Below are 12,659 nucleotides of genomic sequence, written 5' to 3'. Positions count from 1 at the left end.
ATATTAAAGAATATCACATATATATCAAAGACTATCAAACCTTCAATAACCACTTCACAAGTAACTCCTTTACTTTGCAACAGTAGGAGATTGTTTAAATTAAATTTAAATCATTTAATAAATATAATTTTTCTAAAAACTTATATATTTTAATATCACTAGTTTATTTATTGGAATTTTATTGAAATTTTAAGGCTAGTAGTATTTAGTGATAATGTTGCATATTTAAGGGAAAAGTTATTGTTGCATATTTAAGGGAAAAGTTATGCGGCAAACGTGGGGGATAGAATATGACTATTGGGGATGGTCACGATTTAAGGTCGTCGAGATTTGAAGGCGACGAGGTTCTGGAAGCTTGTTATGACAACGAAAGATATCTCCAAAGAGGGGACCGTGGCTCTGCGGTAAGGAAAGTTCAACAGGCTTTAATATTTTTGGACTTTCCCGTACCTGAGGTTGGAGCCAATGGCATTTTTGGTGGGGAAACCGAACTGGCGGTTAGAAGTTATCAGGAGTCACGAGGCCTGAAGGTTGATGGTATAATAGGGCAAGAGACTATAGGAAGTCTCGATGAGGAATTTTTCACGGGCGTACCGGAACCTTCGATTTCACCAGTAACCGAGCCGCAGGTATCGGAGGTCCCGACTCCATTATTTCCGGAATCTCCGGTTCGATCACCAAAGGCATCTCCGGTAGGGCCAGTAAGGGCACCTGAAGTCCCGCCAGTAGAGATGCCACAGGCTCCAAAGGTAGGAGCGCCTGCAGTAAAAATACCCCAACCTCCTGAAGCACCGATAGCAGAACCTCCAATCCTGAAAACCCAGGCAGTTCCGATTGAACAAAAACTGGTTCATGTGACCAAACCAACAATTTCACCTATGACCAGACTACCTCCTACGGTTGATAGTAAGGGACGTAAATTCCATACTGCGGGAACCTGGAGTGGGAGTAGTTCTTCTTTTGAAGCTGAGGCTGGTAAATCGGTCCGTCTTGAGGTAAATAACCTGAATGTCGAAGAGTCAAACATCACGATAAAAACAAATACAGGGGAAGCAAAAGAATCTGTACTTTTACCTAATACTCTTGTAAATTTTGAATTTTTTGCAATTGAAGAGCCCTTTATATGGCGATTTTACATCGAAACCGATAGTGAAGACTCTTTAATTGAGTGGAAACTCTATAGCAACTGGGTACCGGGGAAATCCAAGTAACTATTGAAGAAAAAAGCCGTATTAACAGCAAAAGAGCTTCAAATGAAGGTATAAATGAAAAAATAGTTGTGTTAACTTTAAAAGATATCTAAACAGAGATCTGCCCCGAGAGACAGAAACCTCACGTTTTCTTTTTCCGTAATTATATCCGGTTCATTTCTAAAATTTCATCCTTCAGGGGCTTGAAATTTAACTTATTTGTCCGGCAGGACTTCAGATTTAGGTTAGTTTGACTGCTCAACGCGCTCCTTAAGTGCCAGATTCATCGTACTAAAACTCCGTTTAGTATTGCCAAGTAAGGAACCCGAAAATGGCACCAAAAGCCCGTTGAATGTCTCTCGTTGAATCAGACGCACCCTGTTCTCACCAGCTGGTTCTATTACAAAACTGTGCTCGCCATCGAATATTCCAGGAATTAACAGATGGCCGATCCAGCGCAGCTCTCTTTCTGGCCGAATGACAAGAATAGTTGGTCGAATTGTCATAACACGGTTGCCTAGATGCATTTGAATAGTTAATTGCTCACCTGAATTGGAAACTCCTGTCACCTCACGGATAAATGGATTCCACTGTGGGTATGCCCCAAAATCAGTAAGAGTTTGCCAGACCCTGGCAGCCGTGGAGTTGATGATAACTTCGGTCTCTAGATTCTTCTGAGTAATAGAGGTATTTGCAGTAACAAGCGTCGCGGCATAGAAAATTGCTCCTAAAGAAAGTATATTAAGTACTACTTGACCAAGAAATTGTGAAATAGTCCCACCCTGGAATTATAAATCATTTTTAATATATTATCTTCAAATAGGTCTCTTACCAGATATAAATTACTGTAGAAGGAAAGGATCAAATCAACAAAATAGTAAATATGGGGCAAAATGTAAACTGAAAACAGAGGCAAAGCAGAAATTGAACAAAACAAAAATTAAAGTAGATTAGCAAAAATAAAATTAAAGTGAAGAAAATAATTGAACAAAACAAAAATTAAAGTAGATTAGCAAAAATAAAATTAAAGTGAGGAAAAAACCTCTTCCCTGATTAGCTTTATGGCTTTATCCACACCATTAAGAACATCCGGACTGATTTCCTGCGTAGCTTCCGTGACAATAGATCCGATTTCGATTCCGATGACCACGATTTCCGGAAGCTCTTGAACCTGTTCTCCTATTTTCAATACATCTGTAATTGTCAGGTCGTGTACTGAAACCAGGGGATGAAATTCGACACCATCCAGTAAGTCCTTCCCATCTATACGGTGTACTGAACCTGGGGGACTGTTAGCCAGAATTGCATCAACTATTATGACTTTCCTGGCGCCGTCGAGAAGATTTAGAAGGTCAAGCCCACAGACCCCTGCATCCACGATATCGATATCTTTGAGGTCTTTAAGTTCGGACTCTTGAAGAGCCTCAATGACTTTGAGGCCAACACCATCGTTTCCCATTAACGGGCTTCCGCAGCCAAGGATGCGTACAGGAGCATTTAGTATAGACATATTTTCACTCAAACAAAAAAGGAGTTAAAAAGGTGTACAGGTTTTTCAACATGCCTGTACTACCTTAAATTCGACATTTTATTTTTCGTTAAGAAATCTTCAGGGCCTTTCCTCTGTAGGAAGATACTTTGTTTTAGCTGTGACGACCTCAGAGTAATGAGTATCTGCAAGATCCTCTTTTCCTGTCAGGAAGATAGCTTTGTAGTACTTCCAGACATGAGGGTCAAACTCCAGAATACCCACATGGACTACCAGTTCAAAAACAAACCAGTAGGTCAACAGCAGGTGAAGTAACCTGAGGAACTGCAGGGCAGACAGGTTGAATATAGGTGAAATAAAGCCTGTTATAGACAGGATCCATGAGGCTATAGGGAGGCCGAAAAGTGACCAGTTGAGACTGTAAAGCACAACACCTGATACTGCAATAAAGAAAAGAGCTGTACCTTCAAGCACGATCAGGATCTTCATTAAGGGATGAAGTTTGGTCTTGTAGTGGCCAGTAGTCTCATCATAGATACTGAATGCAGGATATCTGCCTTTCCTGAAGAAGTTGCCAATTATACCGCCCATGCGAGCTGCATCCTTAGGACCAAAAATATAATGGTCCTTAAAGTGGGAAATTTTTCCCATAAACCCATGGCCTTCGGAGAGAATGTTGTAAGGGATAAGGATCCAGTTCACTGCAAGCAGGAACGGAACCGCTATCATGTGAAGACCGCGGGCTGTATGGAAACTCATGAAGTCCCACCCAGTATAGATCTTTAACCCGGTAATGATGAGCACTAACATTGCAATAGCGTGGACGGTATGAGCTATTCTGTCAGTTACGGTATAACGCTCAACAACCATTGACCGGTTGTCTTTGGATTTCATTGAGGGTCATCTCCTTGTACATACTTAGAGTATTCTTAGAGTATTTGGAGCGTTTTTCCCAGTCAGGTCAATGGTATGGACTGCACATGAAATGCAAGGATCATAGGACCTGCCCATATGGAAGATGCCAACTGGATTGGTATAATCGACATCTCCGACTGGGTTGATTTTTGAACCAATGAGAGACTGTTCGAGCGGACCAGGAATGCCATTACTGTCTCTTGGAGACATTAACCAGCTACCTGGAACGATACATTGATAGTTGGTAACCTTTCCATCGCTGCCAGCAGAGACCCAGTGACCAAGAGCTCCACGAGGTGCTTCCCATAGGCCCATTCCCTGATTATCTTTAGCTGCATTAAGGTCTATAGGCACGGAAATCTTGCCTCCAGGTGTATAGTCTACTGTCACCCAGTTGAGGAGTTCATATGCGAGAATTGCGGTTTCCTGCATACGAGCCAGCATTCTGGTGTAAACATTAGCTGCAGAGTAGCTGTTCTCATTAAGGGCCTGAGCCAGACCGGTTACGAGCGGCTCTTTAATATTCAGCATGCGTGCAAGAGGTCCGACTTCACCTGCAATTCCATCGTATCTCGGAGCCTTGTCCCAGCTGTACTGGCTGTCCGAACCTCCTGTGAAAACGATTTTATCTGGATCTGTAAACGGAACGGTTTCACCTGTTGTTGGTGCGAGGTCGTTGGAACTGTTCTGGTAGAAGGAATGAGCAGTGCTCTCCGTAATCTTGTCCGGATCAAATTTCTGATATTCGAGATTTCCTGATACCACACCTGAGGTGAAAATACGGTCTCCTGCTGGGCTTTTCGGGTCGTATCCATCTTTGTATTTGTAGTATCCACCGTATGCAACGAAGCAGATCTTTGAGGGATCCTTGTACCCACCGATTGTATCGTGTTTAAGGCTGGCTGGAAGACCAAGAATTTGTTCTCCTACAAGTTCTGAACCAAAAGCTGCATAGAATTCCACATCTCCCCAACCTGCGTCTTTGGAGAAATCATTGGAAGCAGTTGATTTGTCAACAAGGCCCTGGAGGTGTTCAGTAACAAAGTTTACTGCTTTTTGAGGAGAGCTTGCCTTATAAGTGTTTTCGATCCAGGTATCGAAATCAACTTTCAGAGTATGTTTGGATATGAAATCCATGATCTGCAGATAGTAAGAGGAAAGTTTTGTTATATCTGCGACCGTAGCAGGGTAGGTATATCCACCTGGATAAAGAGCTGACGGACCGGGCATTCTACCTGCAATGAGTGCAATCATCTCCTGAAGGCGTTTCTTTTCAGGAATTGCTGCAAGATAGGAACTTCCAGCAGGTACAGCCACGCCATCCATCTTGTAGCTGATTGGGGCAAACCTTCCAACCATCTCTTTCCAGACTGCGGTTCCGGTGTCTCCCAGTGGTGTAAGTACATTTCTGTACGCTGGGTTTGCAAGGTCAGGACCAAAGAGGATATATATATGCGTCGCATGGCTTGCAGCCATGTTCAGGCCCTGGAAAATGTTCCTCATCATAAGAGCGTCTTTAGGAACATATTCAGCGACACCGTAGAGGTCGTCAAGAGCATTTGTGGCTGTCAATCCATGAGAAAGAGGACAGACACCGCAAATTCTCTGAGTAAGAAAAGCTGCATCTCTTGGATCCTGGTGCTGCAGAATGCGTTCAAAACCCCTGAATATAAGGGAAGATGACTGGGCATCGGTAATGACACCATCAGCACCTACTTCAGTGGATATGCGCTGGTGGCCTTCAATTCTGGTTAAGGGATCAACTGTAACATTTACCATTTTTCACTCACTCTCCTTTTCCCATTCTCCTAACAGCATGTACGCCTGCAGCAACAGCAGCTGCTCCTACTGCAACTTTGGCTACTGTGTCAATGTTTGTTCCGGCAACTCCTATATCTTCACGTTCAACATACAGGGGCCTTGAAGTGTCTGGGAAACCCGGCTCGACACAGGCAATACAGGGGCCGCCTGCCTGGGTACACATACTTACTGAACCATTCCATCTGCGAATTCCACAGTCTGCGTGAGAATAGGGAGCTTTACAGCCTAATTTCCACAGGCACTTTTCTCCACCTACCTGCTCATCGAATTCTCCGCGGTCATAGTATCCGCGGCGTGGACAGTTTTCGTGCACTGTATGGTCTGGAGGGAAGAAGACCTTTGGTCTGCCGTAGTCGTCTAGAAGGCTATCAAGATCATCAGGGATCTTGATCTTTCCAAGAATTACTGCGCCCAGGGTAAGAAGGACCCAATCAGGGTGAGCAGGGCAACCAGGAATATTGATTACTGGCTTATCGATACCAAGTTCCTGAAGCATGCCCTTTGAAGAATCATCCTTTGCAAAAGCTACTCCCCTGTAATCCGTATCCTTGGCAATATCACTGTCTGCAGAGGTAATTCCTCCGTATGCAGCACAGGCACCGACTGCAATGACAGCAGTAGCATTCTTTGCAGCTTCTCCAAGGGTTTGCTTGAAAGGTTTGTTTCCAATAACCAGGTAGCGTCCTGAACCATCTGGACCGTTAGGAATTGAGCCTTCAACGACCAGGATATAATTGCCTTCTTTATAAATATCTTCTTGGAGAATTTCAGAGTTAAGTTCGGAGGTGTTTACAAGCTCACCATCATTCCAGATTCCCTGCTGTGCACAAAGAGTCTCATGGTAAGCAAGATTGACGTTAAGCTTTTGTAGTGCCTGTACAAGGTCAGGATTGCCTGCGTTTAACACCGATTCAGAACAGCCGGTACATTCGGAGCCGTGGATCCAAAGAAGCTTGGTCTCTGCAAATTCAAGCGCACTTACAATCTCAGTCTTGTATGTGCCTAGGAATGTAGCTGCACCCATTGCACCTAACGCTTTCATGAAAGTGCGTCGATCCATTTTTAAGAAGTCCACACTGTCCAGTGTACGGACAAGATTTTTTATTCCAGTACTCATCTCTACCACATCTTGATTTTACCCAAATTATACATACGAAAGAAAATTTTGAATAATTGTCCACAGTAATTATATAAATACATACATAAATTTACCACTAATGTTTTTCAATGAGGGAATAGTATTTAAGGTTTTTTACACGTTCCAATAAATATATTAATTGGCTGGATTGGAGACATATGATTCAATAATAAATATAATAGGCTTTCAATATAAATAACACAATTCAATGTATATTGTTGAGCGTTGTAGTACATATATGTAGAATTGAAGCCTCTTGAAGGAGAAAAGAGGATCAACAAAATTAATTTAATTTTAAAAGTTAAAAGTTACTAATGAAGTCCTAATTCATATTTAAAAATTTATCTGTATTATGACAAAATGCATGAAAAGAAAATAAAATGCAGAAAAGTTTTGAAAAGCAAAAAGAGAATTACTTATTTCTAAGGGATATTTTAGTGGATTGAGCTTTTTTAACCAGAACTAAGATTTGATGAGAAAGAATGAGATGTTGCAACTGACCCTGTTTAACTCTCAAGGAACCAGGAGAATTTTATCCCTACTAGAAAGTTGAAAAGCGTTTAATTCCGGGTATTCTCTATTAACTATGATCTTCAGTATTCTGAAAAGTACACTCAATAGAAACTTAAAACGGAAAAGAAGTACTAAAGAAGCTGATCTTATTATGTGAAGCTGCATAATATATAATATGAAGCTGCATAATATATAATATAATACTACTCAAGCCTCAATTATCCATGTATTTTAAAGCCTCAATTATCTATGTATCTTAAGGCCTCAATTATATCCATGTATTTTAAAGCCTCAATTATCCATGTATTTTAGAATCTAGATATCTTTTAGAATCTAGAGTATTCCTGCTCAAATAGAGCGATTTTAGAACCCTTTCTGAAACATTTCTAAAGCAAGTTCAATATCAAGACAAAAAACATTTTTAAATTATGCAAGTGAAATGAAAAAACAAAAAGAATATAAAATAGAACCAGAAAGTTTTAAAAAATAATTTTCGATAATAGATTTGTTTAAAACGTAAAATTAGGTTCTTGTTGATGATATCTCCATTTCTCTATTTGCGGCAAGTGGAGAAAGAAAAAACGATCATTTAAAAGCAGCAGTAGCGAAATAAAAACAAGTAAGGGGATAAAAGCTGTTTAGCCATTTAAGGAAGTAAAACTGGAGGGGTTTTTGCTCAGTTGATACCTGTAAATATATATACCTTACAAATATACATTTCTTGTAAATACATTACAAATATATATCTCTTGTAAAATAATTCATGTAAAACCTTAATACAAGGATTTATCTCATTAATTATGTAAAATCTTAATACAAGGATTTATCTCATTAAAAAAGAACTTGTATAAACTAGGATTTTAAAAAAAAAAGAGTTCGAGGAAACATGTGTATAGCTATTCCTGGAAAAGTAAAATCCATTGTAAATGAGAATACTGCAACGATTGACATGGGCGGGATCTGTAGAGATGTTAATATGGACCTTATGGGAGGCGCTAATGAATCCCAGATAGGGAAACACTTTCTTGTCCATGTTGGATATGCAATAGCCGAAATCTCGGAAGAAGAAAGTGAAGAAACAATGCACCTTCTCAGACAGATCGCCGGACTTGAAGAGATCGATACACCCGAAAGCGAATCTATCTGAAAAACGGACGCTGATGAAAAATGGAAAACGGGAATTCACCTTCAAAGCCAGCGATTCCTGAAATTGAAAAAAAGCTTCTGGAAAGAATCAGAGACTTTGATAAACCGCTTCGCATAATGCATGTCTGCGGAACTCACGAGCGGACTATAGCAAAATATGGGTTAAGGAGTATCCTTCCGAAAAATATCGAGGTAATAAGCGGCCCCGGATGCCCCGTTTGTGTGACTCCTGAAGAAGATATTAATATTGCAATTGCCCTTGCGAAAAGTGGGGCAACGGTTGTCACTTTTGGAGACATGATGCGGGTTCCGGGTTCGGCTGAAAGCTTACTGGATGCAAAGTCTGAAGGGGCAAATGTAAAGATGGTCTATAGCATTGACGATGCAATTGCCCTTGCAGAAAAAAAGCCAGAACTTGAGGTAGTCTTTTTTGGAATAGGCTTTGAGACCACGGTTCCTGCAAATGCGGCTGCTCTTTTAAGAAAGACCCCCGAAAACTTCAGCCTCCTTACCTCGCAGAAGCAAACCCCTCCTGCAGTCGAATTCCTTGCCAGGGACGCAGACGTTGATGCTTTTATAGCTCCTGGGCACGTGGCAACCATAATAGGCACAAAACCTTTTGAGTCTCTTGCAGAAAAAGGCTTTCCTATTGCCGTAAGTGGGTTTGAACCAGGAGATATTCTCCTTGGAATAAACCTGTTACAACTGCAGGCAGAAGAAGGAATCTCAAGGGTAGATAACGGCTACCCGAGAGCTGTAAAACCTGAAGGGAACCAGATTGCCCTTAAAATAATGAATGAAGTATTTGAAACCTCAGATTCTGAATGGCGAGGCATAGGGAAAATAGAAAATTCGGGGCTTGTGCTCAGGAAAGAGTTTGAAGAAAAGGACGCTGCAAAAAAGCATGAGGATCTGTATGCTTCTGCCCTTGAAGATGTCCGAAAGAAAACAGGAGGAAAAGACAAAAAGCGTTGTATCTGCGCAGCTATCCTTACAGGAAAAGCAAAGCCTTCCCAGTGTCCAAACTTCGGTAAAGAATGTACCCCGAAAAACCCTGCAGGCCCCTGTATGGTAAGCCAGGAAGGTATGTGTTATAACTGGTTCAGGTACTCAAGAGAAGGAGGCAACAGAGTTGCATGAATTGTCCATTGCATGTGAAATTTTCGAGCAGGTAATGTCTACTGCCAAAGAGCACGGAGCCACGGAAGTTAAGCACGTAACCCTTCAGATGGGAAGACTATCCCATACTAATCCGGAACAACTTAGTTTCTGTTTTAACGTCCTTGCAGATGAAAGTATTGCCAAAGATGCAGATCTTATTGTAGAAATGATACCGCCCTCTCTTGAATGCGAATGTGGATACAAGGGAGCAGTAGATGAAAAAAAGATACGCGAGAACTGTGAATTTGAAAGCGAACTTCTGGCTTATGCGGCAGTAATGGAATGCCCGGTCTGCGGAAAACCTGCTCAGCTTACAGGTGGAAGAGAGCTGATAATTAAAAGTATCGAGATCGAAACTGAAAACCAGGATTGAACCTCAAAAAGGTAAAAAATAAAAAATAATTCCCCAAGTGATGTTTATGTTAATGCATGTAATCGATATGGGACATGATGTCTACAAAGCAAATGATAAAGTTGCTGAAAAAAACAAAAAGAAACTTGACAAATATCAGGTTTTCTCGGTAAATGTTATGGGTGCAATTGGATCAGGAAAGACCACTCTGATTGAAGAAGCTATCAGGCAACTTAAGGATAAGTATAAGATAGCTGTGATCGCAGGGGATGTAGTCGCAGAAATGGATTCTTCCCGTTTCAGAAAACTCGATGTACCTACTATTCCCATAAATACCGGAAAAGAGTGCCACCTTGATGCAAAACTGGTGGAAAAAGCTCTGGATGAAATCGATCTTAGTAATACGGATCTTCTGATAATTGAGAACGTAGGCAACCTTATCTGCCCTGTGGACTTCAAACTAGGGGAACACCTGAGGGTCGTAATCGTGAGCGTGACCGAGGGAGATGACATTATTCTCAAGCACCCCATGATATTCAAGACTTCAGATCTTGCAGTAATAAATAAAGTTGACATTGCACACGCGGTTGATGTCGATGCCGAAAAAATGCGAGACGACATTCTTTCCTTAAAACCGAATGTGCCGGTTATCCTGACTTCAAAGCATGACTGGGAAAGCCTGGAAACCTGGATTAGCTTTATCGAGCTTGGAGTTAAAGAAGCTCAAAATAGATGAGGCGAGATTAAAGAGAATAAAGAAACCAAGTTAAAGAAAATTAACTCGAGATAGGGTTAATGAAAATCAAGTTAGAAATCAGATTAAAGAGAATTAGCTTGAGCCAGAGTTAGTGAAGATCAAGTTAGAAATCAGACTAAATGAATTAACTCGAAGCTCGGATTAATAAGATTTAACACAGATTAAGAAGATCCAGCAGGGTTTAAAAGGCGGAAAAAAGGAGACTTATATGAAATCAAATACCATTTCTCTTGAGCACGGTGCAGGCGGAGAAGTTATGCAGGCACTTATAGGAGAAATAATTCTTAAAAACTTTCACAATAAAAGTGCAGGCTCAATTGGACTTGAATGTCTTGATGATGGGTCCACGGTCAGGCTTGAAGACTTCAACAATGGATGCGAACTCGTAATGACTACTGACAGTCATGTGATTACACCTGCCTTTTTCCCGAATACCAATATAGGAAGGCTTGCAGTTGCAGGCACTGTCAATGACCTTACGGTTATGGGAGCAAAGCCCCTTGCCCTTACCTGTGCAGTCATAGTCCCTGAAGGTTTTCCACTCAAGGAATTTGAGGAAATTATTAAAACAATGGACAAAACAGCTGCGGAAGTTGGTGTACCCATAATAACGGGCGATACTAAAACCATGGAGAAAACTGCGCTTGATTCGATTATCCTGAACACTGCAGGCCTGGGGATTACGGATAGCCCTGTAAGAGACTCAGGACTTCAGCCCGGAGACAAAATTCTGGTCACAGGCACTATTGGCGACCACGGAATCTCGCTTATGGCTCACAGGGAAGGTTTTGACTTTGATACCGACCTTGCCTCGGACTCAGCCCCACTCTGGAAACTCATAGAACCCCTCCTGAAACTCAGAACTCCGGAGGGCAAACCCGTAATTACGGCAATGAAAGACCCGACCCGCGGAGGTCTTGCAAACGCCCTGAACGAGATGGCAGAAAAATCCGGAGCAGGCATTCTTATCGAAGAAGACTGGATTCCTTTCAAACCAGCTGTTTCCGCAGCCTGTGAGATGCTGGGTCTGGATCCCCTTGAGGTTGCAAATGAAGGAAAAGCAATTATTGGAGTCAAACCCGGCTTTGAAGAAGAAGTGCTTTCAATCCTGAGGCAACACCCTTACGGCAGGGACGCAGCTGTTATAGGAGAAGTTACTCCAGATAAGAAAGAAGTGGTCCTGAGAAACCGTTTCGGTGGCATGCGTTTTGTAGATGTACCTGCCGGAGACCCGATTCCCAGAGTATGCTAAAGATCAGCACTAGCTGAGATTGATTTAAGATAAAATACTATTGGAATTGAGTTTTAACGTAGAGTTGTTTCCTCTCATTTAAGCGGATTTACTTTCTATTTTTCCTTTTCATTTTGCGTTATATTTTTATATCATTTTTACTTCACTTTATCTTTTAGTTCTCTATTTTTCGTCCTGTATTTTTCATTCCCTATTTTTCATTCCCTATTTTTCATTTCCTATTTTTCATTTTCTCGTTCGCAGCCCATTTTCAGCCTATATATTCAGTTTACATTTTCAGACAGATCTACGAATACTTTAAATAATGTTTAAAAGTAAATCACCTTATAGAAATTTGCAATATAATAATAAAATAAGTTGAAAAGGTTTTAAGAATAAGGCAGTCAGAGAAAAACAATAACTTATAGAAGTATTCCAGATAAGTCTAAATTGAGCAGGAAAGTCACTGAAAATAGAAAGGAAGCCGAAATATGAACCGAGACCCAATTGTGGAACAGGAACTATGGCGTTCAGTTCCAGTATACTTTGTATCTTTTTTGATAGTTGGAACCCTGGATCAAGTGGGATACATATCAATAGGAGGTATTGCAACTTTTATCCTGGCCTTTATTATAACATTAATTCATTTCACACTCATGGTCAAGTACAGGAGAAAAGAGCATTTAACAGATCCTTCAATCTCTTTAATAATAGATCATTTACTTCAATCAAAAAATCCAGAAAGTAGAAACAATACACACCCAGAATCCGGGAACAATTTCCTTTCTGTTTTGACAATCCTTGTGATTGCATACCTTATTTACCGTTATGCAGTTTAATTAAGAATTTAGTGAAATTCACTTTTGAGACAATCCCAAAAGCAAGAGGCCTTAAAAGTGTAATTACTGAGAAAAAGAGGAGATCCTTATTCTGAAACAAAGTAATT

General features: G+C 40.9%; 12 protein-coding genes. 7 read left to right on the top strand and 5 right to left on the bottom strand.

Annotated elements, in window-relative coordinates; translation table 11 throughout:
- The first annotated feature begins 290 nt into the window (after nucleotides 1–290).
- A complete protein-coding gene (locus MSBRW_RS15505; RefSeq protein ID WP_011306829.1) occupies nucleotides 291–1,211 on the top strand; it encodes a peptidoglycan-binding domain-containing protein in 921 nt (306 codons plus the stop codon).
- Between the two features lie 224 nt (nucleotides 1,212–1,435).
- On the opposite strand, the gene MSBRW_RS21435 is transcribed toward MSBRW_RS15505, so the two are convergent.
- From MSBRW_RS21435 to MSBRW_RS15480, 5 genes are all read right to left on the bottom strand, one after another.
- Nucleotides 1,436–1,873 (bottom strand): SRPBCC domain-containing protein, encoded by a 438-nt coding sequence (locus MSBRW_RS21435; RefSeq protein ID WP_048102751.1) that lies wholly within the window; start codon nucleotides 1,871–1,873, stop codon nucleotides 1,436–1,438.
- A gap of 341 nt (nucleotides 1,874–2,214) precedes the next feature.
- Nucleotides 2,215–2,700, bottom strand: a complete 486-nt coding sequence (locus MSBRW_RS15495) for a hydrogenase maturation protease (RefSeq protein ID WP_011306831.1) — start codon at nucleotides 2,698–2,700, stop codon at nucleotides 2,215–2,217.
- A gap of 99 nt (nucleotides 2,701–2,799) precedes the next feature.
- Nucleotides 2,800–3,573 carry a cytochrome b gene (locus tag MSBRW_RS15490; RefSeq protein WP_011306832.1) on the bottom strand — a complete coding sequence of 258 codons (774 nt, stop codon included), beginning with the start codon at nucleotides 3,571–3,573 and terminating at the stop codon, nucleotides 2,800–2,802.
- A 24-nt stretch (nucleotides 3,574–3,597) separates the two neighbouring features.
- The gene (locus MSBRW_RS15485) at nucleotides 3,598–5,373 is read right to left on the bottom strand and encodes a nickel-dependent hydrogenase large subunit (protein ID WP_011306833.1); all 1,776 of its coding nucleotides are present in this window, start codon (nucleotides 5,371–5,373) and stop codon (nucleotides 3,598–3,600) included.
- Nucleotides 5,374–5,380: 7 nt separating this feature from the next.
- Nucleotides 5,381–6,532 (bottom strand): hydrogenase small subunit, encoded by a 1,152-nt coding sequence (locus MSBRW_RS15480; RefSeq protein WP_196298004.1) that lies wholly within the window; start codon nucleotides 6,530–6,532, stop codon nucleotides 5,381–5,383.
- 1,420 nt (nucleotides 6,533–7,952) lie between these two features.
- Between MSBRW_RS15480 and MSBRW_RS15475 the strand changes: the two genes are divergently transcribed.
- The 6 genes from MSBRW_RS15475 (at nucleotide 7,953) to MSBRW_RS15450 (ending at nucleotide 12,552) form a co-directional block, all read left to right on the top strand.
- A complete protein-coding gene (locus tag MSBRW_RS15475) occupies nucleotides 7,953–8,213 on the top strand; it encodes a HypC/HybG/HupF family hydrogenase formation chaperone (RefSeq protein WP_011306835.1) in 261 nt (86 codons plus the stop codon).
- A 20-nt stretch (nucleotides 8,214–8,233) separates the two neighbouring features.
- Nucleotides 8,234–9,352, top strand: a complete 1,119-nt coding sequence (gene hypD, locus MSBRW_RS15470) for a hydrogenase formation protein HypD (RefSeq protein WP_011306836.1) — start codon at nucleotides 8,234–8,236, stop codon at nucleotides 9,350–9,352.
- A complete protein-coding gene (hypA, locus tag MSBRW_RS15465) occupies nucleotides 9,345–9,746 on the top strand; it encodes a hydrogenase maturation nickel metallochaperone HypA (RefSeq protein WP_011306837.1) in 402 nt (133 codons plus the stop codon). Before hypD ends, hypA begins: the two co-directional genes overlap by 8 nt.
- A 52-nt stretch (nucleotides 9,747–9,798) precedes the next feature.
- Nucleotides 9,799–10,461, top strand: a complete 663-nt coding sequence (hypB, locus tag MSBRW_RS15460) for a hydrogenase nickel incorporation protein HypB (RefSeq protein ID WP_048103280.1) — start codon at nucleotides 9,799–9,801, stop codon at nucleotides 10,459–10,461.
- Nucleotides 10,462–10,690: 229 nt separating this feature from the next.
- Nucleotides 10,691–11,734, top strand: a complete 1,044-nt coding sequence (hypE, locus tag MSBRW_RS15455; protein ID WP_011306839.1) for a hydrogenase expression/formation protein HypE — start codon at nucleotides 10,691–10,693, stop codon at nucleotides 11,732–11,734.
- 488 nt (nucleotides 11,735–12,222) lie between these two features.
- On the top strand, nucleotides 12,223–12,552 hold the full coding sequence (locus MSBRW_RS15450) for a hypothetical protein (RefSeq protein ID WP_230669794.1): 330 nt from the start codon (nucleotides 12,223–12,225) through the stop codon (nucleotides 12,550–12,552).
- Nucleotides 12,553–12,659 lie beyond the last annotated feature (107 nt).

Source organism: Methanosarcina barkeri str. Wiesmoor (assembly GCF_000969985.1).
GTDB classification, from domain to species: Archaea; Halobacteriota; Methanosarcinia; order Methanosarcinales; family Methanosarcinaceae; genus Methanosarcina; species Methanosarcina barkeri_B.
Note: the sequence above shows the minus strand (reverse complement) of the source record. Positions and strands in the feature narration are given on the sequence as shown.